The 24,164-nt window shown below is 63.7% G+C and carries 21 protein-coding genes and 2 pseudogenes; 20 read left to right on the plus strand and 3 right to left on the minus strand.

Features of this window, described 5'->3' with window-relative positions:
- Positions 1-6: 6 nt before the first annotated feature.
- From G3N59_RS30900 to G3N59_RS30935, 8 genes are all read left to right on the plus strand, one after another.
- Entirely contained in the window at positions 7-753 is a 747-nt protein-coding gene (locus G3N59_RS30900) for a methyl-accepting chemotaxis protein (protein ID WP_205986629.1), read from the plus strand.
- Positions 750-1,280 carry a hypothetical protein gene (locus G3N59_RS30905; RefSeq protein ID WP_205986630.1) on the plus strand — a complete coding sequence of 177 codons (531 nt, stop codon included), beginning with the start codon at positions 750-752 and terminating at the stop codon, positions 1,278-1,280. The genes G3N59_RS30900 and G3N59_RS30905 overlap by 4 nt, the downstream gene beginning before the upstream one ends.
- A gap of 72 nt (positions 1,281-1,352) precedes the next feature.
- On the plus strand, positions 1,353-2,342 hold the full coding sequence (locus G3N59_RS30910; RefSeq protein ID WP_205986631.1) for a chemotaxis protein CheX: 990 nt from the start codon (positions 1,353-1,355) through the stop codon (positions 2,340-2,342).
- Positions 2,343-2,393: 51 nt separating this feature from the next.
- On the plus strand, positions 2,394-2,759 hold the full coding sequence (locus tag G3N59_RS30915) for a response regulator (protein WP_027820075.1): 366 nt from the start codon (positions 2,394-2,396) through the stop codon (positions 2,757-2,759).
- A 303-nt stretch (positions 2,760-3,062) separates the two neighbouring features.
- Positions 3,063-3,611 carry a PAAR domain-containing protein gene (locus G3N59_RS30920; protein ID WP_205986633.1) on the plus strand — a complete coding sequence of 183 codons (549 nt, stop codon included), beginning with the start codon at positions 3,063-3,065 and terminating at the stop codon, positions 3,609-3,611.
- A complete protein-coding gene (locus G3N59_RS30925; protein ID WP_205986635.1) occupies positions 3,608-4,186 on the plus strand; it encodes a lysozyme in 579 nt (192 codons plus the stop codon). Before G3N59_RS30920 ends, G3N59_RS30925 begins: the two co-directional genes overlap by 4 nt.
- Positions 4,173-4,583: a hypothetical protein gene (locus tag G3N59_RS30930; protein ID WP_205986637.1), complete on the plus strand. Its 411-nt coding sequence runs from the start codon at positions 4,173-4,175 to the stop codon at positions 4,581-4,583. The genes G3N59_RS30925 and G3N59_RS30930 overlap by 14 nt, the downstream gene beginning before the upstream one ends.
- A 302-nt stretch (positions 4,584-4,885) precedes the next feature.
- Positions 4,886-6,427 carry an amino acid permease gene (locus G3N59_RS30935; RefSeq protein WP_205986639.1) on the plus strand — a complete coding sequence of 514 codons (1,542 nt, stop codon included), beginning with the start codon at positions 4,886-4,888 and terminating at the stop codon, positions 6,425-6,427.
- A 21-nt stretch (positions 6,428-6,448) separates the two neighbouring features.
- Here the strand turns inward: G3N59_RS30935 and G3N59_RS30940 are convergent, their stop codons facing one another.
- Positions 6,449-7,078 carry a cysteine hydrolase family protein gene (locus tag G3N59_RS30940; RefSeq protein WP_346777968.1) on the minus strand — a complete coding sequence of 210 codons (630 nt, stop codon included), beginning with the start codon at positions 7,076-7,078 and terminating at the stop codon, positions 6,449-6,451.
- A gap of 156 nt (positions 7,079-7,234) precedes the next feature.
- Positions 7,235-9,550, minus strand: a complete 2,316-nt coding sequence (locus G3N59_RS30945) for an FdhF/YdeP family oxidoreductase (protein WP_205986641.1) — start codon at positions 9,548-9,550, stop codon at positions 7,235-7,237.
- A 196-nt stretch (positions 9,551-9,746) separates the two neighbouring features.
- Here G3N59_RS30945 and G3N59_RS30950 point away from each other — a divergent pair, with 196 nt between their 5' ends.
- From G3N59_RS30950 to G3N59_RS30980, 7 genes and pseudogenes are all read left to right on the plus strand, one after another.
- Positions 9,747-11,204 carry a PLP-dependent aminotransferase family protein gene (locus G3N59_RS30950; RefSeq protein ID WP_205986679.1) on the plus strand — a complete coding sequence of 486 codons (1,458 nt, stop codon included), beginning with the start codon at positions 9,747-9,749 and terminating at the stop codon, positions 11,202-11,204.
- Between the two features lie 11 nt (positions 11,205-11,215).
- The gene (locus G3N59_RS30955) at positions 11,216-11,512 is read left to right on the plus strand and encodes a helix-turn-helix domain-containing protein (protein WP_205986642.1); all 297 of its coding nucleotides are present in this window, start codon (positions 11,216-11,218) and stop codon (positions 11,510-11,512) included.
- An 87-nt stretch (positions 11,513-11,599) separates the two neighbouring features.
- On the plus strand, positions 11,600-12,520 hold the full coding sequence (locus G3N59_RS30960; RefSeq protein ID WP_205986644.1) for a LysR family transcriptional regulator: 921 nt from the start codon (positions 11,600-11,602) through the stop codon (positions 12,518-12,520).
- 101 nt (positions 12,521-12,621) lie between these two features.
- Positions 12,622-13,089: a MarR family winged helix-turn-helix transcriptional regulator gene (locus G3N59_RS30965; protein WP_205986680.1), complete on the plus strand. Its 468-nt coding sequence runs from the start codon at positions 12,622-12,624 to the stop codon at positions 13,087-13,089.
- A gap of 109 nt (positions 13,090-13,198) precedes the next feature.
- Complete coding sequence (locus G3N59_RS30970; RefSeq protein WP_205986645.1) at positions 13,199-14,296, plus strand: HlyD family secretion protein; 1,098 nt, start codon at positions 13,199-13,201, stop codon at positions 14,294-14,296.
- 156 nt (positions 14,297-14,452) lie between these two features.
- Positions 14,453-15,958: pseudogene (locus G3N59_RS30975) on the plus strand (DHA2 family efflux MFS transporter permease subunit).
- Positions 15,959-15,974: 16 nt separating this feature from the next.
- A pseudogene (locus G3N59_RS30980) lies at positions 15,975-17,441 on the plus strand (efflux transporter outer membrane subunit).
- Positions 17,442-17,470: 29 nt separating this feature from the next.
- On the opposite strand, the gene G3N59_RS30985 reads toward G3N59_RS30980, so the two are convergent.
- Complete coding sequence (locus G3N59_RS30985) at positions 17,471-18,424, minus strand: AraC family transcriptional regulator (RefSeq protein WP_241024469.1); 954 nt, start codon at positions 18,422-18,424, stop codon at positions 17,471-17,473.
- A 126-nt stretch (positions 18,425-18,550) separates the two neighbouring features.
- Between G3N59_RS30985 and G3N59_RS30990 the strand changes: the two genes are divergently transcribed.
- The 5 genes from G3N59_RS30990 (at position 18,551) to G3N59_RS31010 (ending at position 24,163) form a co-directional block, all read left to right on the plus strand.
- Positions 18,551-19,087 (plus strand): carboxymuconolactone decarboxylase family protein, encoded by a 537-nt coding sequence (locus G3N59_RS30990; RefSeq protein ID WP_205986647.1) that lies wholly within the window; start codon positions 18,551-18,553, stop codon positions 19,085-19,087.
- Positions 19,088-19,269: 182 nt separating this feature from the next.
- A complete protein-coding gene (locus tag G3N59_RS30995; protein ID WP_205986682.1) occupies positions 19,270-20,457 on the plus strand; it encodes a thiolase family protein in 1,188 nt (395 codons plus the stop codon).
- Between the two features lie 64 nt (positions 20,458-20,521).
- A complete protein-coding gene (locus G3N59_RS31000) occupies positions 20,522-20,953 on the plus strand; it encodes a MarR family winged helix-turn-helix transcriptional regulator (protein ID WP_205986648.1) in 432 nt (143 codons plus the stop codon).
- Positions 20,954-21,115: 162 nt separating this feature from the next.
- Positions 21,116-22,474, plus strand: a complete 1,359-nt coding sequence (locus tag G3N59_RS31005) for a TAXI family TRAP transporter solute-binding subunit (RefSeq protein WP_205986650.1) — start codon at positions 21,116-21,118, stop codon at positions 22,472-22,474.
- Between the two features lie 324 nt (positions 22,475-22,798).
- Complete coding sequence (locus tag G3N59_RS31010; protein ID WP_205986683.1) at positions 22,799-24,163, plus strand: DUF3300 domain-containing protein; 1,365 nt, start codon at positions 22,799-22,801, stop codon at positions 24,161-24,163.
- The last annotated feature ends 1 nt before the right edge of the window (position 24,164 follow it).

Below are 24,164 nucleotides of genomic sequence, written 5' to 3' on the forward strand. Positions count from 1 at the left end.
GGATTCGTGGTGTTTCCGTATTTGATTGGCGCGCTCGCCGGCATCGTGCTGGCGGCGCTCTGCGCGGTGGTACTGCGGCTGCGTGCGCGCAGCCTGGCGAACGAGGCCGCACTCGCCTCGCAGGACGCGCACGCCGCGGCGCTCGCGCAGGTGGAATCGCGCCTGCAGGACGCGCAGGAAAGCGCGGCGCACGAGCATGAAGACCTGTTGTCGCAGATCGATGCGCTGCGCGCGGATCTCGCGCAACGTCGTATGGTCGCCGACGCCATGGAAGCGGCGCTGGCCGCCGAACGCGCACGCAACACCGACGCCTTGCATCGTATCGAGCGCATCGCGAGCGAGGCGGCGCGCCTCAAGCAGATGTCGGTGACGTTCGAGCGCTGGCACGAGCAGATGATTTCGCTGATGTCGCAGAACCACGACATGCACCAGAAGAATCAGGAGCTGTCGTCGATCGTGAGCCATGTGCTGATCGTGTCGCTCAACGCGTCGATCGAAGCGGCGCGCGCAGGCGCGGCGGGGCGTGGTTTTTCGATCGTGGCGGGCGAAGTGCGCACGCTGGCGACGCGCTCGCAGGAATTGTCGAAGAGCTATCGCGACAGCCTGCATCGAAACGACCTGATCACGACCGCGACGTTCCAGGACATTCAGGCGGGCGGGAAGATGATCGCGGCTTCGCTGGCGAGCGTGGAATCGCTTTCGCAGCAACTGCGCGCGGAACTCGAAAGCGCGCGCGCCGAGGCGCACGCATGATCGGCACGCATGCGCAGGATAGCTTCGAGCGCATCTTTTTCGGCGCGGCGCGCACGCGTCTTGTGACCGATCCGCAGCATGCGTGCGAAATCACGCCGGCTTCGAACGAGGTGGCGCAGGGCGAGCATGTGGTGGTGCTGACGATTTCGTCGATGCAGTTTCGCCTGCTGCTGTTGCTGCACGTGAAAGACGACGACGCCACGCGCGATTATTACGCGGGCGAAAACCAGCGTTCCGTGGTGGATACGTTCATGGAATTCGGCAACCTGTGTTGTGGATCGATGAACCAGCAACTGGTCGAGCATTTCCCCGATCTGGGCATGTCCACGCCGTATTCGCTCGGCAGTCAATGCCTGCCGTATCTGCGTGAACTGAAACCGGACAGCGTGAAGTCGTATGCACTGACGCTCGATGGCCGCGTGCGGCTGGGCGCGACGCTGTGCATCTGCACGCATGTGCCGCTCGATTTCATCGCGGTGGAACTCGTGGGCGAACATGAAAGCGCGGGCGAACTCGAATTGTTCTGAAGTCGAAAATTGATTGGAACTCCGTAGCAAACTGAAAGCACGTTAGTCATTGCAGACGCAGGGAAGCAACGCATGAACACGAATAAGCCAGTCAGCAAGATTCTGCTGCTGGAGAACGATCCGGCGCGCGTCGAAGCGCTCGAAGCGTTTGGCGCTGCGCGGCAACTCGCGTGCGTGCCGGTGCGCCGCGACGCGCTGGCGGCCGCGCTGCAGACGCATTACGACCTGGGCGGCGTGCTGCTTGGCGAAGACTTCGGCGGCTCGTCCGAAGCGGCGGCGGCCGTGGCGGTTGCGCTGGAAGTCGAGCGCCCCGAATTGCCGATCGTGCTGCGCCGCGCCGCGCGTGAAGAGGGCGATGACGCCTTGCCAGAAGCGCTGCGCCGCGTGCCGCGCGCGAGCTGGTACGAGAACGAGCCGCACACGCTGCACGAAGCGCTCGACGCGCATGTGTTTTCGCACGATTACCCGGACCCGCTCGTCGACGGTATCACCGATATGACGTTCGGGCGGCTGCGCGGCCTGTTTCCGGGCCTCGAAGTGAACTGGGACGCGCCGAGTGTCGTGCGCGACCGCATCATCTTCGGCGAAGTGCTGACGCTGATCCCGATCGAGACGGCCTGGTGCCGCGGCTGGCTGCTGATGCAGACCGAGGAAATGCCGCTGATCGAACTGCTGCCGCCGCGTGCGGGCCGCGACGAAGCGAGTGATTTCCGCGACGTCAACGGCGTGCTGGGCGAGCTCACGAATCTGGTGTGGGGCGCGTTCCGCAACCGTTATCTGGGCAACGCGAGCAACACCGACGAAGCCGGTGCGGGCCGCGCGCAGGTGCAGGTGCCGCTGCTCATCAACCATCGGCGGCGTTACCTGTCGTTTGGCTCGGACAATCCGCAGCTTTGCATCAAATATCGCCTCACGTGCCCGACGACGGGCCGCGAGGTGGTGATCGACCAGCGTTTCGTGTTCAGCCTGGGCTGGTCGCGCGAGGGTTTCGACGAGACGGCGGCACAAGCCGCGGCCGCCGCCGAAGTGGAGCAGGCGAGCGGCGAACTCGAACTGTTTTGACGAACCGATTTTGAGAGGCGCGCCGGTCATGGCGCGAAGGAAAGAGACAACATGGCAAAGATTCTGGTAGTGGACGATTCGAGCACGGTGCGCGACGAAGTGGCGGGCTTTCTGCGCAAGAACGGTCTGGACGTGGACACGGCAGTGGACGGCAAGGACGGCCTCGCGAAACTGAAGGCGAACCCGGGCGTGAAGCTCGTGGTGAGCGACGTGAACATGCCGAACATGGACGGCCTCACGATGGTCGAAAAGATTCGCAGCGAACTGGCGAACACGGCTGTGAACGTCGTCATGCTGACGACGGAAAGCAGCCCGGCGATGAAGGAACGCGGCAAGGCAGCCGGCGTGCGCGGCTGGATCGTCAAGCCGTTCAAGGGCGAGGCGGTGCTGGAGACGTTCCGCAAGCTGGCGGGTTGATCGCGGTATTGGAGTAGCGTGATCCGGCTGGGCGTTCGTCTGGTTGAGTTTCAGGCTGATGAGAAAAGGCTGATCCGGTTTGTATCGGGTTGGCCTTTTTTGTTTTCTTTATCGACCAATACAAGTGTGAGATAGCGTGGAGATTTTCACTTGATAGAGGATGGCCAAATCGGAGTTTACTGATTCTCTTGTGCTCTAGAAATCAGCGAGGATATTTATCGAGGTCGTGCTCAATGGCTTCCTCCAGTCGCTCAACGAAAGAGAGTTGACTGTTTTCGATCGCTTTCTGGAGATGCGTGATTCATGCGACGTCGAATTGCCGTTGTAGGCGACAAGCTGAGCTCGGGCGGCTATGTCCTCAACTACACGCCACTTATTAACGTTACGTTTTACGGACACCTCGCTGCGCTTATTGGTGGCGATGCCTACTGCGAAGTCTGTCGAAGCACGGGGGCAATTGCCAAGTCTGGTGGCCCCAGTCGACGGAATTTGCAGGAGCGCGAAATTGCGCTCGATGGCGACGAAGTGCGCTGCAAATGTGCTTCGCCGCCACATATCGTTGCCGTATTCGCTGGGGAAACGTGGCACGAAGACGGAGCCAATCCGGTGACGGCAAGCGCTCAGCGTGGGGTAAATCCAGCGTTGGAAAATTTGCAGACGCTGGAATTCAGCGAACAATTCACGCTGAAGGATGCAGAGGGTCGTCCACTCGCGGATGTCTTCTATACGCTCAAAACCCAAACTGGAATGTTGATCAGAGGCGTCACGGACAGCGCGGGCCGCACCAGGCGATATACCAGTGACGGTGAACAAGTTGTCGCCGTGTATTTGGGGCATCGGGAGGGAAAATGACAGATGCACTTTGCGTCGCGAAGACCAACGCGGTCCCGCACTCGAACCGGAATATCTATTCGTCTCGCCTATGCAAGACCTGGACAATATCGGATTCGGGTCTTTCGTTTCTGGCTCAATGGGAATCGGGTGTTCTAAACGGTATTAATTTTCAGGGGCACGAGGTTGTCGAAGGTTTTATTCTGAAAGCGTACCGCGATAACCGTGGTATTCCGACTGTCGGTTGCGGGCATCGGATCATGCCGGTCGATTTGATCGACGTGGGGCAGACTATTTCGCTGGATCGGGCCCGGGGTTTCAAGCGTCGGGATGTGCAACGTGCGGAACAGCGGCTGAATCACGATGTTCGTGTTCCACTTTATCAGTATGAATACGACGCTGCGGTCAGTATCGTTTTTAATTGCGGCGAGAGCGATGGCGCTGACGCATTGATCGCGAAGCTAAATGCCGGTCGTTACGACGCGATGTTCAGTTTCATTTCGCACTATCGCATGGGCAAGAATCCGGGATTGCCACCCAGGCGATTTTCGGAAGCCCGTCTCTTTGATTCAGGAGTTTACGATGCGTCGCATTGAGTCACACCTTGTCGGCATCGTCATTGGCCTGCTGCTCTCGCATCCGGTCTGGAGTAAGACCGACGCCGAATGTTTGAAGCATCTGGGAGGGGGATATTCCGATGCCGAGTGTTACGCTGGCCTGCGCCATGATCTCGAAACCGCAAATCAGCAACTCTATTCACGGATTCGCGCGAGCATGCCGGCGGGCAACGTGCACCTGATGCAGCTCGACTCATATATGCATGCGCAAGACAATGCGCTGAAGTTCTGCGAGTTGCAACGGGACGCGGGCGCTGACTGGCAAAGCAATCCAGATGGTTCGATGTATCCCGCGATTTACGAGCAGTGTGCGTACGAGATGAGAACGATAGAAGGCAAGTTCCTGAACGATCTGCTTACGTTGGGGCGCGAATAAACGCGCGATCCGTCCCTTCCCCTCCCCAGGCCCCACTGCGATAAAATGACGGGTTGCGCCTTTGAGGGCGAGAAGTCCATTCGGTCGATCAATGGGTAGGCACGCCCGTCGGGCGTTGCGTCAAATTGCGGGGTCCAGCCCCGTTTCAGGCGGCGACTTCGCCACCGGTTTTTGTCAGCCATCCGTAAAGAATGGAACGGGCACCCGTTTAACGGGATGACCGCGCCCCGGGCCGTCCGGCCGGCCTCACGAGACAAGGCCAGGAACACCCAGTCACACTAGCCAGAAAGAAACAGAGTTATATGGATTCGGAACCGCATCGCGTTTCAGGGAGCGCATCCAGCCCCGGAAACGAGCAGCCCTCGTTGCAACGCAGCCTCAAGGCCCGTCACCTGACCATGATCGCGATCGGTGGATCGATCGGCACGGGGCTGTTCGTCGCCTCGGGCGCGTCCATCTCGCAGGCGGGCCCCGGCGGCGCGCTGGCCGCGTACCTGGTCATCGGCCTGATGGTCTATTTCCTGATGACGAGTCTCGGCGAGATGGCGGCGTTCATGCCGGTCTCCGGCTCGTTCGCAACCTACGGCGCGAAATTCGTCGATGAAGGCTTTGGCTTCGCGCTCGGCTGGAACTATTGGTACAACTGGGCCGTGACGATCGCGGTCGAACTCGTGGCCTCGCAGCTCGTGATGGGCTACTGGTTCCCGCACGTGCCAGGCGTCTGGTGGAGCGCGGGCTTCCTCACCATCATGTTCCTGCTCAATGCGCTTTCGGTGCGCGGCTTCGGCGAAGCGGAATACTGGTTCTCGCTGATCAAGGTCGTGACGGTCGTGGCTTTTATCGGCGTGGGTCTGTTCATGATTCTCGGCGTGATGAAGGGCGGCGCGGATCACGTCTGGGGCAATTTCACCACCGCAGGCGGCCCGTTCGTGGGCGGCCTGCCGGCGCTGCTGGGCGTCACCATGATCGCGGGCTTCTCGTTCCAGGGCACGGAACTGATCGGTGTCGCGGCCGGTGAATCGGAAAACCCCGGCAAGACGATTCCGCGCGCGGTGCGTCAGGTGTTCTGGCGCATTCTGCTGTTCTACGTGCTGGCGATTATCGTCATCGGTCTGCTGATTCCGCACACCGATCCGAATCTGCTGAAGTCGGACGTGACCGATATCGGCGTGAGTCCGTTTACGCTGGTGTTCCGCCGTGCGGGCCTCGCGCTGTCGGCGGGCGTCATGAATGCGGTGATCCTGACGGCGGTGCTGTCGGCGGGCAACTCGGGCATGTACGCGTCGACGCGTATGCTCTACAACCTCGCCATCGAGGGCCGTGCGCCCCGCATCTTCGGCAAGCTGTCGTCGAGCGGCGTGCCGCGCAACGCGCTTTACGCGACCACGGCGGTGGGCGCACTGTGCTTCCTGTCGTCGATGTACGGCGACAAGACCGTGTACATGTGGCTGCTCAACACGTCGGGCATGACAGGCTTTATCGCGTGGCTCGGCATTGCCGTGAGCCACTACCGTTTCCGCAAGGGTTTCGTCGCGCAGGGCCTGTCGTTCGAGCAACTGCCGTATCGCTCGAAGTGGTTCCCGATTGGCCCGATCTTCGCGTTCGTGGTCTGCCTCGTCATCATGCTCGGGCAGGACTATCAGGCGTTCACGTCGAACAAGATCGACTGGGCGAGCGTGCTGGCGACGTATATCGGCATTCCGCTGTTTGCGGTGATGTGGCTGGGTTATCGCCTCGTGAAGGGCAGCCGCTTCATCGGCTACCACGAGATGGAAATCAGCCCGACGATGGGTCAGGCAACGCGCGACGAGCGTGTTGCTGTGAAGGCGGGTGAGAAGGCGTAAGCGCGTCTTGTGCGGATGAGTCTAGCGACCGGAAGCGGTCAACAACTCGTCCGCCGTGACGACATTGCAGTATTCGCCGTGCAGGTTGGCGAGCGACATGGCGTGGACTTCATCGGCGCTGCGCAGCGTGCCGTTCCAGTCGCGTCTGGCGAAGGTAAAGCAGGCGTCGGCGACCAGCCAGGTGCGAAAGCCGAGATTGCCGGCCATGCGCACAGTCGCTTCCACCGAGTTGTTGGTGATGACGCCCGCCACGACCAGCGCGTCGTGGCCCTGGGCGCGTAAGCGCTGTTGCAGATCCGTGCCGATGAACGCACTGTTCGTCTGCTTCGCGATGATGGGTTCGCCAGGCGCGGGCATGGCTTGCGGCTTGAATGCGTGTCCGGCTTGCCCTGGGCGATAGTGGGATTGCGGTTCGGTGGAGTCGTGCCGGACATGCCAGACCGGCCAGCTTTTTTCTCGCCAATGCTTTAACAGATGGCGCACCTGTTCTTCAGCTTGCGGATTGTTGCGCACGCCCCAGCCTGGGTGGTCGATGGCCTGTTGCAGGTCGATCAGCAGAAGGACGGCGCCGGGCGGTGGAAGCGGGCAGGGCATGTTCGCGAGAGCGTTAATGTCGACGTGGATCGCCCAGTATAGTGACGCGCGGCGCAAGCCCGGCACTCCGCAAAAAACAAAAGCCATTCCGGCGCAACCGGAATGGCTTTTTTCACATCTGGCGCGCTCAAACTGCGCTATCTATCGCCAGATTCAGGCAGCTTCAAGCCGCTTCAAGCCGCTTCAAGCCGCTTCAAGCGGCTTCAAACAGCTTCAAGCCGCCTTCGCCACCGCCTTCGAAGGCGAGAGCAGCACCGGAATCGACTTCGACGTCGGCGTACCCGCGCCATCGGCGATCGACGAAAGCGGCACGAGCGGATTCGTTTCCGGGTAGTACGCGCCCAGGCAGCCGCGCGGAATGTCGTATTCCACCAGCAGGAAATCTTCCACGAAACGCTCCACGCCGTCGTCCCAGACGCTCGTGATATCCACATGCTGGCCCGCCTCGAAGCCGAGCATCGCCAGATCGTCGCGATTCGCGAACAGCACGCGGCGCTGGCCGTACACGCCGCGATAGCGGTCGTCGAGGCCGTAAATCGTCGTGTTGTACTGATCGTGCGAGCGCGTCGTCATCAGCGTCATCAGGTGCTGGCCGTGTTCGGCGCGCGCGCGATGGATCGGCGTGTCGAGTGCGATCGCGTGGACCACGAACTGCGCCTTGCCGCTCGGCGTTTTCCACACGCGGTCGCGCGAGGCGACGCCCAGGTGGAAGCCGCCCGGCTTCTTGATGCGCTCGTTGTAGTCCTGGAAGCCGTCGAACACCTGTTCGATGCCATCGCGAATCTTCGCGTAGTCGCCGGCCAGATCGCGCCAGTCGACCTTGTCGCTGCCGAGCGTTGCGTGCGCCATGCGCGCGACAATCGCGATTTCCGACAGCAGATTCTGCGACGCCGGCCGGTTCATGCCGTACGAAATGTGCACCATGCTCATCGAATCCTCGACGGTCACGCCTTGCGACACGCCGTTCTGCAGGTCGATTTCGGTGCGGCCGAGCGTCGGCAGGATCAGCGCGTCGACGCCGTGCACCAGATGGCTGCGGTTGAGCTTGGTGGTCACGTGCACGGTGAGCGCGCACGAACGCATCGCGTCATAGGTGCGCGGCGTGTCGGGCGTGGCGCTGGCGAAGTTGCCGCCCAGGCCGATAAACACCTTCACGTGGCCTTCGAGCATCGCGTGAATCGATTCGACCACGTCGTAGCCGTGCTCGCGCGGCGGCTCGAAATCGTAGGCCTTGCCGAGGCGGTCGAGGAACGCCTGGGTCGGCTTTTCTTCGATGCCGACGGTGCGGTCGCCCTGTACGTTCGAGTGGCCGCGCACCGGGCACAGGCCCGCGCCGCGACGGCCGATATTGCCGCGCATCATCATCAGGTTCGACAGCAGCTGGATCGTCGCGACCGAATTCTTGTGCTGCGTGATGCCCATGCCCCACGTCGAAATGACGGCTTTGCCCTTCACGTAGATATCGGCGAGCTTGAGCACTTCTTCGATCGGCACGCCTGCTTCGGCGACGATCGTGTCCCACGATTCCGCGCGCAGATCGGCGGCGAAGGCCTCGAAGCCAACCGAATGCTGAGCGATGAAATCGACGTCGAGAATGCGTTCCGTGCCTTGCGCCACCGCCTGATCGTCGAGTTCGAGCGTGCGCTTGGCCACGCCCTTGATCAGCGCGAAGTCGCCGCCGATGCGCGGGCGGATGAACACCGAGCTGATCTGCACGCCCTTGGGCGAGAGCATGTCGAGCGTGTGCTGCGGGCTCGCGAAGCGCTCCAGACCGCGTTCCTTGAGCGGGTTGATCGACACGATGGTCGCGCCGCGCTTGGCGCAGTCGCGCAACTCGCCCAGCATGCGCGGGTGGTTGGTGGCCGGGTTCTGGCCGAAGATCAGCAGCGTATCCGCGTGTTCGAAGTCGTCGAGCGTGACCGTGCCCTTGCCGATGCCGACTGTGCCCGGCAGGCCGCGGCTGGTGGCTTCGTGGCACATGTTCGAGCAGTCGGGGAAGTTGTTGGTGCCGTACATGCGCACGAACAACTGATACAGGAACGCGGCTTCGTTGCTCGCGCGGCCTGAGGTGTAGAAGGCGGCGCGGTTGGGATCGTCGAGCGCCTTGAGGTGCTTTGCGATCAGTTCGAACGCGTCGTCCCATTCGATCGGCACGTAGCGGTCGCGCTTCGCGTCGTAGACCATCGGGTCGGTGAGGCGGCCGTGCTGTTCCAGTTCGTAATCCGATTGCGCCATCAGGTCGGTGACCGTGTGCGCTTCGAAGAACGCCGGCGTCACGCGCTTGCTGGTGGCTTCCGCCGCCACGGCCTTCACGCCGTTTTCGCAGAATTCGAAGGTCGAGGCGTGTTCGCGGTCGGGCCACGCGCAGCCGGGGCAGTCGAAGCCGTCGGGCTGGTTCTGCTTGAGCAGTGTGCGGTAGTTTCCGCCTGAAACCTTTTCCTTGATGAGATTGATCGCGACCTGTTTCAGGGCGCCCCAACCGGCGGCGGGGTGATGGTACGGCTCGATGCGGGCTTCAGGCTTCTTCATTGCGCTGGCTTCGGATTCGTTTGGGCGGACTGCCCGATGTGTCGAGACTACTGTGTTCCTGTGTACCTGGTGATCACAGAAAATCGGAAAAGCAAGGGATACAGTTGCGACGATTTGACATAGACTCTCGGGATCGCCACGCCGCCGCTTAAAGGCTTTCATGAACGCTCCGCTGTCCGGGTCTTCCGTGCCTCCTGTGCCTCGCTACGAGCAGCTTGCCGACGATATCGAGGCGGCCGTGCAGCGCGGCGTGTTCGGCCCCGGCGAGCGCATTCCCTCGGTGCGGCGCGCGAGCGAGCAGCATGGCGTGAGCATCAAGACGGTGCTGCACGCGTATGCGCTGCTGGAAAGCCGTGGGGTGATCGAATCGCGGCCGCAGTCCGGGTTTTTCGTGAAGGCGCGGCCGAAGATGCACGTCGCGCCGGGCGCGAGCAAGGCTCGCCGCCCGGCTGCGCCTGCCGCGCCCAAAGCGCCGGCGTCGAAAGCCGCGCCGGCCGCCGCGCCCGTCGATGTGAGCCGCCTCGTGCTCTCGACCTTGCGCAGCATCGGCGCGCAGGACGCCGTGCCGCTGGGCTCGCCGTATCCCGATCCCGCGCTTTATCCGTGGCGGCGCGTGAACCAGTACGCCAACGCCATCGCGCGGCGCCACGCGAGCTGGAACCTGATCGACGATCTGCCGCCCGGCAATCCCGAGTTGATCCGCCAGATCGCGCGGCGCTACGCCGAAAACGGCACGACCATCGATCCCGATGAAATCGTCATTACCGTGGGCGCGACCGAGGCCATCAATCTGAGCCTGCAGGCGGTGGCGAAACCGGGCGATACGGTGGCGGTGGAGTCGCCCACTTACTACGCGATGCTGCACGCGATCGAGCGTCTGGGCATGCGCGCGATCGAGGTGAGCACGCACCCGGACACCGGCATCGACATCGACGCTCTGGAGCGTGTGCTCGCGCGCCAGACAGTGGCGGCCTGCATGGTGATGCCGAACTTCCAGAACCCGCTCGGCTTCCAGATGCCCGACTCGCACAAGGCGCGGCTCGTGGCGCTGGCGGCCGCGCACGATCTGCCGATCATCGAAAACGATGTCTATCAGGAGCTGTACTTCGGGCAGACGCGGCCTTCGTCGCTCAAGCAGTTCGATACGCGCGGGCTGGTGCTGCATTGCGCGTCGTTTTCGAAGAGTCTTTCTGCGTCCTATCGCATTGGCTGGGCGCTGCCGGGCCGCTATCGCGCGCAGGTCGAAAAACTCAAATTCCTCAATACGCTGACCACGCCTTCGGTGCCGCAGGTCGCGCTCGCCGATTATCTGCGCCACGACGGCTACGACCGCCATCTGCGCCGGCTTAGGCGTTTCTACCGGCAACAGGCGCGCCTCATGCGTGCGATGATCGAGCGTTTCTTTCCGGTCGGAACGCGCACGTCCGATCCGCAGGGCGGTTACGTGCTGTGGGTCGAGTTGCCGCCGCGCGTCGATTCGATGCGGCTTTATCAGGCCGCGCTCGCGCAGGGCATCACGATCGGGCCGGGTTATATGTTTTCGATGCGCAACGACTTTCACCACTACATTCGCCTGAACTATAGCTATCCGTGGACGGCGCAAACCGAGGCGGCGTTGAAGACGCTCGGCGAGCTGATCGCGAAAATGGCGTGAGGAGACGAACGATGAACGACGAACACAATCTGGACGATGACGGCGACGACGGCGTCGATCCGGTGCTGGTGGCCATCCTCGAACAACTCTGGCGCGCGTATCGCGAAACGCCGGATCGCGAGTGGTCGCTCGCCAAGCTCTCGAAGCAGGCCGGCGTGCCGATGAGCGGGCTGCGCCGCCAGTTGACCGCGCTGGTCGACAGCGGCCTCGTGGTGACCACGCTCGCCGAGGACGGCACCGGCCGCGCCAGTCTTTCCGACGATGGCCGCACGTTCTGCGCCGAGGTTTTCGGCAACGCGACGCCGTAACTCCGTGCGCTTAAGCACGTTTCAGCACGTTTGCGCGCGCGGCTTTAAGCTAGGCCATCGATCGTTGCTCTCTTTATCGTCATCGCCATGGATTACATCGACACTCTGCGGATTTTTCGTTCCGTGGTCGAAGCGCGCAGCTTCACGCGCGCCGCGGACATGCACGGCCTCGCCACGCCGGTTGTCTCGCGCGCCATCGCGCGGCTCGAAAAGCGTCTGGGCAGCCGGCTCTTTCATCGGACCACGCGCGCCGTCTCGCTGACCGAAGCCGCCGAGCGCTTCTACGACGGTTGCTGCCGCGTGCTCGACGACCTCGACGCGCTGGAGGCGGGCGCCACCGAGCAGACCCGCGAGGCCAACGGCGTGCTGCGCATCGTCGCGCACACCACGGCCACGGTGAACCGCCTCGTGCCGCTGATTTCCAGCTTCAAGCGCGCGCACCCGAAAGTGACGCTCGACGTGATGATGACCGAGCGTCCCGTCGATCTGGTCGCGGACGGCTACGATCTCGGCCTCGTGCTGCCCTTCATGCTCAACACCGACACCACGGTGACCAAGCTGCTGGAACGCATTCCGCTCGCGCTGGTGACGACGCCCGCCTATCTGGCGGCCACGTCGACGCCAAAACATCCCGCCGATCTCGCCTCGCACGTGTTCGTACCGATGCCGCCTTCGCTGCGCAAACCCACGCTCACCTTCCGCCTGGACGGTGAAGACGTGACCGTGCCGCTCAAGTACGAGATCGCTTCGAACAACCCAGAGTTCAATCGCGAGATGGTGCTGCAAGGCTTCGGGATCGGCATCCTGCCGCAAGGGCTCGTGCAGGCGGAACTCGACGATGGGCGTCTGGTGACGCTCCTCGACGATTTTCCGATCAGCGATATGCAGATCGAAATCCGCCTCGCCTATACCACGCGCACGCTGCTGCCCGCCAAGGTGCGCGCGTTCATCGACCACGCGACGGCGTTTTTCGGCGGCGTGGTGCATCCCGTGCAGAAAGTCGATTGAAAGTTTCGGGCCTTTAAAAAGGACATTGTTCTCCGCGCGGTCATAAAGTGATGCCGCGCGCGGCGGTTGTGGCGGGCGGTGCTGCCGTCTAATCTGTGCGTATGCACACTTACGCCGATACCGCACCGTTTCCCGAGCACGACGACTGCTTCGCCGTGCGTCAGGCGGCGCGCCATCTGTCGCAGCTTTACGAGCGTCACCTGAGCGCGGCGAGCCTCACGCCCACGCAGTTCAGCATTCTGGGCGCGCTGGGCGCCGCGGCGGTGGAGGGTGCGCAGGGCAACGAGGTGGCGCTGACGATGGCGCAGCTCTCCCGCGCGATGGTGATGGAGCGCACGACACTGGTGCGCGCGCTGCGTCCGCTGCTGCGCGGCGCGCTGGTGGAGGATCTGGCGCAGGCGAGCGATTGCCGCCGCCGGCGTCTCGCGCTCACGCACGCAGGCCGCGCGCGGCTCACCGAGGCGAATGTGCACTGGCGCGCCGCGCAGGACGAATTCGAGCGTCGTTTCGGGCCGCAGCGCGCGGCCTGGTTGCGGCGCGAACTGCTGCGCGTAACGCGCGCAGTGTGAACGCAAGAACGTTGGGTTTCAGGCTGCTTCAAACGTCGCTTCAATCGTCGCTTCAATCGCAAGGCGGCATTTTTCTAACTTCGTAAGTGCATATACACAGGTGAAATTCATGTCGAGTCCTTCCACTCCTGCCACGGGTGCCGCGCCAGCCGGACGCGCCGCTCTGCCCTGGATGCGTCTCGCGCTTGGCGCGGTGGCGCTGGCGCTCGCGGCAGCGGGCGGTTACTGGTTCTTCGTGCTGCGCTTCATACAGAGCACCGACGACGCCTATGTCGGCGGCAATGTCACGGTGATGGCGCCGCGCGTGAGCGGCTTCGTCGCGGAAATCGACGTGCAGGACAACCAGCACGTGAAAGCCGGCCAATTGCTGATGCGTCTGGATGCGCGCGACTACGACGCCAGACTCGCGCAGGCCGATGCCGAACTCGCCAGCGCCCGCGCCGCCGTCACCGAACTCGAAGCGCAGCGCACCTTGCAGACGGCCGTCATCAACCAGCATCAGGCCGAAGTGCGCGCCTCGGACGCCGAACTCACGCGCAGCTCGCAGGACCAGACGCGTTACCGCGCGCTCGTGAAAGACGACGCGGTTTCGAACCAGCTGGTCGAACGCGCCGATGCCGACTTCGCGAAAGCGCAGGCCTCGGTGGCGCAGAGCGGCGCGTCGGTGGTCGCGGCGCAGCGTCAGCTCGACGTGCTGGCCGCGAAGATCGCCGATGCGCAGGCGCGCGTGGGCACGGCCGAAGCGAGCCGGCGCCTGGCCGCGCTCAACGTCGAATACACCACGATCCGCTCGCCGGTCGATGGCTTTATCGGCAATCGCACGGCGCGTGTGGGCATGCTCGCGAATGTGGGCGCGCCGCTGCTGACCGTGGTGCCCGCGAGCGATCTCTGGGTCGACGCCAACTTCAAGGAAGACCAGTTGAAGAAGATGCACGCGGGAGACCGCGCCGATATCGAACTCGACGCCGCAAGCGGCACGCTGCACGGCACGGTGGAAAGCCTCGCGCCCGCGACCGGCGCGACCTTCAGCGTGCTGCCGCCGGAGAACGCCACGGGCAACTTCACGAAGATCGTGCAGCGCGTGCCGGTGCGCATTCACGTGAACGTGCCGCAGGACATGGAAGGCGTGCTGCGCCCCGGCCTTTCGGCGACCGTGAAGGTGCATCTGGGCGAGCAGGGCAAGCCCGTCACCGCGGCTTCGAACTGAGTCCAGGGCGAAAACGCTATGAACACCCCGACCTCCGCCGCCGAAGTCAGCGAAATCGCCGCCGCGCCGCCTGCATCGGCGACGCCTCCCGCGCCTCCCGCGCCGCTCGCGCCGCATCTCCAGCCGCTTGGCCAGCGCGCCTTTGCCTTCGCGCTGATGTGCATCGGCTTCTTTATGGCCACGCTCGATATCCAGATTGTTGCGTCGTCGCTGCGCGATATCGGCGGTGGACTTTCCGCGAGCCAGGACGAACTCTCGTGGGTGCAGACCGCCTATCTGATCGCCGAAATCATGGTGATTCCGATGTCGGGCTGGCTCTCGAAAGTGTTCTCCACGCGCTGGCTGTTCGTGGCCTCGGCCGTGGGCTTCACGATCACCAGCATGCTGTGCGGCCTCGCGTGGGACATCCAGTCGATGATCTTCTTTCGCGCCCTGCAAGGCGCGTTGGGCGCGGCGATGATCCCCACTGTGTTCACCACCGCGTTCGTGCTGTTTCCCGGCAAGCAGCGCATCGTGGCGTCGACCACGATCGGCGCGCTGGCCTCGCTCGCGCCTACGCTCGGGCCGGTGATCGGCGGCTGGATCACCGATCAATGGTCGTGGCATTGGCTGTTCTATCTGAACCTCGTGCCCGGTATCGCCGTGGCCGCGCTGGTGCCGAAATACGTGCATATCGACGAACCCGATCTGCCGCTGCTCAGGCGCGGCGACTACATCGGCATTGTGCTGATGTGCGCGTTTCTCGGCTGCCTCGAATACGTGCTGGAAGAAGGCCCGCGCAAGAACTGGTTCGGCGACGATGCGATCGTGGCCTGCGCGTGGATTGCGGGCATCAGCGGTTTTCTGTTCGTCGTGCATGCGCTCACCGCGAAAGATCCGATTGTCGATCTGCGTGCGCTGGCGGTGCGCAACTTCGGGATTGGCAGCGTGCTGTCGTTCGTGACCGGCATCGGCATCTTCGTGGCCGTGTTTCTCACGCCGCTGTTTCTCGCCGAAGTGCGCGGCTTCAGTTCCTTGCAGATTGGGCTTTCGCTGCTTTCGGTGGGCGTGTTCCAGTTGCTCGCGCTGGGCGTCTACGCGTATTGCACGCGATTCTTCAGCATGCGCGCGTTGCTGATGTTCGGGCTCGTGTGCTTTGGCCTCGGCTGTTATCTGTACGTGCCGCTCACGCACGACTGGGGCTGGCAGTAATTCCTGCTGCCGCAGGCGCTGCGCGGCATCGGCCAGCAGTTTGCGATTCCGCCGATCGTCACGATGTCGCTCGGTTCGCTGCCGCCTTCGCGGCTCAAATCGGCCAGCGGCCTCTTCAATCTGATGCGCAATCTGGGCGGCGCGATTGGCATTGCCGTGAGCGCGACCATGCTCAACGACCGCCTCAATTTTCACTATCTGCGCCTGAATGAAAGCGTCACGCATGGCGTGCCGCAAGTCGAAGGGCTGCTCGCCGGGCGCACGGCGTACTGGCAGTCGATGGCGGGCAATACGCTCGACGCGGCGCAAAGCGGCATCGCCCAACTGCATGCGCTGGTGCTGCGCGAAGCGCTGGTGATGACTTTCTCCGATACGTTTTTCGTGCTGTCGCTGTGCTTCGTGGTGGCGATCGTCTGCGTGCTGTTCTCGCGGCCGATTACCAACGCCGCACCGCCGCCCGATGCCCATTGAGCCCTGGAGTTCCAACATGTCCACGTTTATTCGTACCTTTGCACGGCCGGCGCGGCTGCTGGTGTCCACGCTCGCCGCCGCTGTGCTGGCGGCCTGTGCCGTGCAGCCCGCCGGGCATGCCGATCTGAGCGCCACCGTGCAAGCCACCGCGCCCGCGTCCTGGCGCATCGACGCGCCGCAGGACGCCATCGACGCGCGCGCCTGGTGAGCGCAATTCGACGACGCCACGCTCGACACGCTGCTCGCCGGCGTGCTGGCGGGCAACCTCGACTTGCAGGCGGCCGCCGAGCGCGTGAAGCAGGCGCAATCGATCACCACGCAGAAGCACGCCGCGCTGCTGCCGCAACTGGATTTCACGGCGCAAGGCGCGTATGCGCGGCAGAATACGCCGCCGCCGCTCGGTTATGTGAAGCAGGCGGGCGCGGGTTTGTCGCTGAGCTGGTCGCCCGACGTGTTTGGCGGCGAACGGCTCGATCTGCTGGCGGCGCAGGCGAATCTGGTCGGGCAGCAGCATGCGCTCGATGCGGTGCGCCTTGCGCTCGCGGCGGATACGGCATCGGCTTACGTCGATCTGCGCTGGGCGCAAGCGGAACTGAAGATTCTTCAGGATAACGTATCGATACGTCAGCATACCTTGCGGCTCACGCAGGATCGCCTGAAATATGGGCTTTCGACGCAACTCGACGTTACGCGCGCGCAGACGCAACTGAGCGAATTGCAGGCCCGCATGCCGCGCGCGCAGGCCAGCATCGATCATCAGTTGAATCTGATCGCGGTATATACGGGCCGCACGCCGGAGTCGGTCGCGCAACTCGCGCTGGCCACGCCTGCGCCGATTCCCGTTGCGCCGTCTGGCGTGCCGCAACTGCTGCCGTCCGAAGCGTTGTTGCGCCGCCCGGACGTGCAGGCGGCCTACGCCACCGTGCAGCAGCGCGCGGCGGAAGTGGGCGTGGCGCGCGCGGAGCGCTATCCGAAGTTCTCGCTCAATCTCACGGATGGCGTGCTGGCATCGTCGTATCTCGGCATGCCGACTTTGACCGATAACCTCTTCAGTGCCGCGCTTGGCGCAACGAGCCCGATCTTCAACGCGGGCCGCATCAAGGCCGATATCGCGCAGAGCGAAAGCCGCATGCGCGAATCGCAACTCAATCTGCAGCAGACGATGTTGCAGGCGCTGCGCGAAGTGGAAGACAGCCGCACCGATCTCGTGAGCACGGCCACCCAGACGCAACAGTTGCACGATGCGGTGGCGTCGTCCGATCAGGCGCTCAAGCTCGCGAACCAGCTTTACAAGGGCGGCGCAGCCGACTTTCTCGACGTGCTGAGCGCCCAGCAAACCTGGCTCGCCGATGCCGATCTGCTCAACGACGCGCAGCGCGAGCGCGCCCAGGCAGCGGTGGCGCTTTACCGTTCGCTGGGCGGCGGCTGGAGCCAGAGCGGCGATGTGGTCGCCCAAAGCACCGAAAGCGCAAAAGGCGGCTAATGATTAGCCATGCGAATCAATCGCGCGTGTCAAGCCGTGGAGCGCGCCGCTGCGCGCCACTGCGCAGGCGTCATGCCCACGTGCCGCTTGAAACCGCGCTGAAACGCGGCATCCGATTGATAGCCGACGAATTCGCCGATCTCGGCCACCGGCTGGCTGCCTTGCGCGAGCAGCCGCCCGGCCAGCGTCATGCGGATATCGGTGAGCACATCGGCGGCCGATCTGCCGATGGCTTCGTCGAAATGACGCGCGAAAGTCGCGCGCGACATATGGCAAAGCCCGGCGAGTTCAGGCAGCGTCCAGGGCTTGCCGGGCGTATCGAACATCGCGTCGATGGCGGGTTGCAGGCGCGGGCGCTGGGCGAGCGCGAGCAGGCCGCGCGGCGGCGCGTCGGTGTGGCTCGCGTAGCGCAGCGTGAGCGCGAACAGCGCGCCGGAGAGGTGATTGACGAGCGATTCGCTGCCGGGCTGCGCTTCGAGCGCTTCGTCGCGCAGCAGGGCGATCAGGCGCACGAGCCGTTCGGGCACCGCGCCGCCCGTGGGCGCGCTGCGCACCACGAGGCGCGCGGGCAGGTTTTCGCGCAGCAGGCGCTGGGGCACGGCGGGCAGCACGAAACTGCCGCAGAGCACATCGGCGATATCGCCTGCGCCCTGATTCGTCTCGATGGTGCGGCCGTGCTCGACGCGTTTGTCGATGGCGCCAGGCGGCGCGCCGCTGCCGTCGTGCAACTGGTGTGCGCCGCCGGAGGGAAACAGCACGATATCGCCCGCATGCAGCGCGGTGGGCGCGCCATGCGCATCCTCGACGACCGCCGAGCCGCTGAGCAGCACGTGATAGCGCATTTCGCGCGCTTCGGCGTCGGGCTGATCGATCCGCCAGGGCGCGCCGAAGTGGCAACGCACGTCCAGGCGGCCCGCGACGGGCATGAGCGACAGTAGGCGGCTGAGGATATCCATGGTCGGCGCAATGAGACGAATGAGCATGAAGTCGCGCCATTCTGGCATTAAAAGCGCGAGTCTGCGCGCCTAGACTGCGTTCATGCCATCGACGATGGCGCGCCAGATCCGGCAAACGCATCCGGCACCCTCTCATTGAACAAGGAGTCGAACATGTCCCGTCTTTCCGCCATCCAGCCCGCAGAAGCCACCGGCGCCGCCGCTGAAGTATTCGCGAAGATCCGCAAGGCCGTCGGCAAGGTGCCGAACGCTTACGCCACCATCGGCACGCACAGCCCCGAAGGCCTCGCGTCGATCCTCGGTGTGGAGGCCGTGCTGGCCGCAGGCTCGCTCACGAAGGCCGATATCGAGGCGATCAAGCTCGCCGTAAGCGAAGTGGCCGGTTGTGACTATTGCGTGGCCGCGCATACGCTGGCGGGCAAATTCGCGGGCCTGTCGCCTGAAGCAATGAAGCAGATCCGCGCGGGCGACGCCACCGGCGACGCGAAGCGCGATGCGCTGGTTCGCTTCGTGCGCGCCCTGGTGCGTACGCACGGCACGGTGCCGCAGTCGGAGGTGAACGCCGTGAAGGAAGCGGGCTATACGGAGCGTCAGATCGTGGAAACGGCATTGGCGATCGCATCGATTACGTTCACGAATCTGGTGAATCGCGTGAACGATACGACGCTGGATTTCCCGGCAGTGGAATAAGCCCGCGGCGCAGGGCGCGATATGCGGCTTTGGTGCCATTCGCGTCCTGCTCGACATAAACCATGCCACGCCTGACGAATGCCGCCTCGATGAAATCGTTTGAATGTGTGCATATGCATACATAAACTGGAGCAGTGAAGGCAGTACCACTGCGAACTCATGGAGAAAACACGATGAGCAGCATGAATGCAGCGCGGGAAATTGTTGTGTGTCAGCCGGTGCGCACGGCCATCGGCGCGTTTAACGGCTCGCTCAAGGGCGTGGCGGCGACGGAACTGGGTGCGATTGCGGTGCGCGAAACGCTCGCGCGGGCGAAACTCGATCCGGCCCTGCTGGGCTCGGTCGTGCTTGGCAATGTGATCCAGGCGGGCAACAAGATGAATCCCGCGCGTCAGGCGGAACTGGGCGGCGGCGTGCCGGTGCAGGTGCCCGCGCTCACGGTGAACCGCGTCTGCGGGTCCGGCGCGCAGGCCATCGCCAGCGCGGCGCAGGAAATCCTGCTGGGTCTCGCCGATGTGGCGCTGGCCGGCGGCATGGAAAACATGGACCGCGCGCCGTATCTGCTCGATGGCGGGCGCTGGGGCTATCGCATGGGCAATGCCGAAGTGCACGACAGCATGCTGCGCGACGGTCTGGTCGATGCTTTCTCGGGCCAGCATTCGGGCTGGCATACCGAAGATCTCGTCACGAAGGCCGAACTCACGCGCGAGGAGCAGGACCGCTGGGCCGCGCGCTCGCAGCAGCGTTTCGCGGCGGCGCAGGCGGCGGGGCGCTTCAGGGAGGAGATCGTCGCGGTGGAGGTGAAGGGGCGCAAGGGCGTCGAGCGTTTCGATACCGACGAAGCGCCGCGCCCCGATACCACGTTCGACACGCTCACGAAACTCAAGCCCGCCTTCCGCCCGGACGGCACGATCACCGCTGGCAATGCGCCTGGCCTGAACAGCGCGGCGGCGGCCATGCTGGTGGCCGAACGCGGTTTTGCCGAAGCGCGCGGACTCGCGCCGATTGTGCGGCTCGTGTCCTGGGGCGTGGCGGCCGTGGAACCGGGCATGTTCGGCCTCGGTCCCGTGCCGGCCGTGCAACTGGCCTTGCAGCGCGCGGGCTGGTCGATCGGCGATGTGGATCGCTTCGAGATCAACGAGGCCTTCGCCGCCGTGCCGCTCGCGGTGATGAAGCAACTCGGCATTCCCGACGATATCGTCAACGTGGAAGGCGGCGCGATTGCGCACGGCCATCCGATCGGCGCGACGGGCGCGATTCTCACGACCCGTCTCGCATGGTCGATGCAGCGTGACGGCGTGCGTCGCGGCGTGGTGACCTTGTGCATCGGCGGCGGCCAGGGTATCGCGCTTGCTCTCGAGAAAGTATGATGGCCGGGCGCGCGCGTGCTGGCGCGCGCCCATGACATACCCGGCAAACAGAAGGTGAACGGCGATGACGAAGCGAGTGACGCGCGAGGAATGCAACTGTTTTGCGCTGCGGCAGGCCGCGCGCTTCGTCACGCAGCTTTACGAGCGCCATCTTTCGCAGGCGGGCGTGACGGCCGCGCAGTTCACGATTCTCTCGCGTCTGGCGGGCCGTCCCGATGCCACCGCCGCCGAACTCTCCGACGATCTCGTGATGGACCGCACCACGCTCGTGCGTGCGCTCAAGCCTTTGCAGCGCGATGGTCTCGTGCTCACGGCGGCGGCGGAACACGACACGCGCACGCTGGTTTATCGGCTATCCGCAAGCGGTCTGCGCCGTTACGACAAGGCGCATGTGCTCTGGCAGGACGCGCAGGCGGAATTCGAGCAGTTCATGAAACGCGATCGCGCGAAGGCGCTGCGTGCAGAGCTTTTTGCGCTGACGAAAGCGGCGGCGTAGAGCTTGCGCTAAAGCGCGCTTACATCGCTTTCAGCAGAGACCCCATTCGCGGAATTACCAGGCAACGACCTGGCACTCACCGGGCAACCCCCAGCGTCCCGATCTGACGCGAAAATGGCATGATGCAGTTTCCAGAGTTCGACGCCGCGCCGCCGGGTTCTCATGAAACGACATCGTCCGCCCTTGCCGCATTTCATGCGCGACCCCTCGCATCCCGCGTGGCGCGATATTGCGCTGTCGACGCTGCCGGTCGCGCTGTTCTGCATTGCCGTGATCGCGCTGGTCGTGTGGCTGGTCGATCCGGCGCCGCCGCGCACCATCACGATCAGCGCGGGGCCGCGCGATAGCTCCTTCATGCAGATGGCCGATGCGTATCGCACGATCCTCGCGCGCAACGGCGTGAAGCTCAAGGTCCTCGAATCGGACGGCTCGGTCGAAAATCTGCAACGCCTGCTCAATCCCAAATCGCATGTCGATCTCGCCTTCGTGCAGGGCGGCGTGGCCGAAGGCGTCGATGTGCATACGCTGATGTCGCTTGGCAGCGTGGCCTATTTGCCGATCGTCGTGTTTTATCGCGGCTCGGGGCTCACGCAGCTTTCCGAACTCGACGGCAAACGCATTGCCATCGGCCGCGTGGGCAGCGGCACGCGCGAACTGTCGCTGCGCCTGCTGCACGCGAACGGCATGGACCCGGGCGGCGACTCCACTTTCCTGCCGCTCGACGGTCTCGAAGCGGCCACCGCACTGGTCTCGGATCGCGCCGACGCCGCCATGCTAAGCGGCGATTCCACCACGCGCACGCTCATGCTCCGGCTGCTCAATATCCCGGGCATTTCGGTGATGAGTTTCGAGGAAGCCTCGGCTTATACGCGCATTTTTCCGTACCTCGAAGATGTCGAACTGCCGCCCGGCGTGCTCGATCTGCGCCGCCGCCTGCCGCCGCAAACCGTGCATCTGGTGGCGCCGACGGTGGAGATCGTCGCGCGCGATACGCTGCATCCGGCGATTTCCGATCTGATCATCGAAGCCGCGAGCGAGGTCAATGGCGCGCCGGGTCTGCTACAGCGCGCGGGCCAGTTTCCGAGTGCCGAAGCGCACGATTTCCGCATCAGCGAAGATGCCACGCGTTACTACAAGTCGGGCAAGAGTTTTCTTTACCGGACGCTGCCGTTCTGGCTCGCGAGCGTTGCCGATCGCCTGATCGTGCTGCTGCTGCCGCTGGCCGTGCTGGTGTTTCCGGCGCTGCGCGCAGTGCCCGCGTTGTATCGCTGGCGCGTGCGATCGCGGATTTATCGCTATTACGGCGCGCTTATTGCCATCGAACGCGACGCGCTCAAGCATACGAGCGAAGGAGAGCGCCAGGCGCTCATCAACGAACTCGACGAGATCGAGAATTCGCTCAATACCTTGCGCATGCCGCTCGCCTATGCCGATGCATTCTATGTGCTGCGCGAGCACGTTGGCTTCGTGCGCATGCATCTGACGCCGCCGAAAAAGCAGCCGGAAAGCGCAGTACATTGATGATGAATGGGCTTTCTATTTCCAATTGAAATGCATTTCAAATTGTTTCGTACTCCGGCATTTTTCGATTAATTGATTCGCTTTTGTAAATGGACAAGATTTAACGAATCGATAGTTGACACCTACAGTCATGCCCCGATATTTTTCGCTACTATCTCGCACGAGATTGCATCGAAGCGCGGTTCAAGAGAGGCATTAGCAAACGTTCACGCAACGTTCACGCGCTAGCGGGGCCTGGCGTTTCGAGGTCCTTAAAGACTCATCCGCAATGAGGAGGATCGATTCGTGAAATCGTCCGGTGTACGCCAGCATGCTGCCTGGCTCATGTGCGCCGCGCTCGCGGCCGCACCGTTGTTCGTCGGGCCAGCCGGTCCCACGGCCGCACTTGCACAGAGCGCTGCGCATCTTTCCAGTCAACAACTCGATTCGCTTACCGCGCCTGTTGCGCTCTATCCCGACGCGCTGCTCGCGCAGGTGCTGATGGCCGCCACCTTTCCGCAGGATGTGCAGGCCGCTGCTGCGTGGTCCAAGGCCAATCCCAAGATGCAGGGCGACGATGCGGTGAAAGCGGTGGCCTCGCAGCCGTGGGACCCCAGCGTGCAGTCGCTGGTGGCGTTTCCGCAGGTGCTCGCCACCATGGACTCCAAGCCCGACTGGGTCGCGCAGATCGGCAATGCGTTTCTCGCGCAGCCCAACGACGTAATGGATTCCGTGCAGCGTCTGCGCGCGCAGGCGCAAAAGGCCGGCAACCTCAAGTCGAACGAGCAGCAGAAGGTTGTGGTTCAACCGGCCAGCAGCACGACCACCACGCAGACGATCGTGATCGAGCCGGCCAATCCGCAAGTGGTCTATGTGCCGACGTACAACCCAACCGTGGTCTACGGAACGTGGCCGTATCCGGCGTATCCGCCGGTGTACATGCCGCCGCCTCCGGGCTACGCGATCGCCACGGGTTTCATGACCGGGCTGGCGTTCGGCGCCGGCGTGGCGGTGGCGAATTCGTTGTGGGGCGGTTTTGGCTGGGGTTCGCATGACGTGAACATCAACGTCAATCGCTACAACAATATCAACGTGAATAACCACATCAGCGGGAATGGCACGACGGCGAACTGGAATCGCAACAACAATGTCGAGCGCCGCCAGAACTTCAACCATAACGCGAACGGCGGGAACCTCAACGGTCAGCGCAATCAGTATCGCGGCTATGACCAGTCGCGCCAGCAGGCCGCGCAGGCGTTCCAGAATCGCACCGGTCAGAGCATGTCGGGCAATGCCAGCCAGCGTTTGCAGGATATCCAGCACGGCGGTACGCGGCCGGGTGCGGGAGGCAGCGGCACGCAGAACGCCAATCGCGGCGAACTGAATAACCGCACGCAGAACGGTAATCGCCAGAACAATCTCAGCGGGCGTACGGCGAACGGCGGGCGGCAAAACGAGCTTGGCGTCCGTACGCAGAACACCAATCGGCAGAACGATCTGAACAACCGCGCGCAGAACGCCAATCGCGACAACGCGCTGCGTGGCGCCGGCGACGGCAACGGTGCGCGCGCCGATATGCAGCGCGGCCAGCAAAGTCGCGCGGCATTCCAGAACCGTGGCGGTGGTGGAGGCGGCGGCGGCGGGTTTGGCGGCGGCGGTGGCCGTCTGGGTGGTGGCGGTGGCGGCGAACGCCACTTTGGTCGTCGGTAAA

The organism is Paraburkholderia sp. Ac-20340, from assembly GCF_017104965.1.
In the GTDB taxonomy this organism is placed as follows: domain Bacteria; phylum Pseudomonadota; class Gammaproteobacteria; order Burkholderiales; family Burkholderiaceae; genus Paraburkholderia.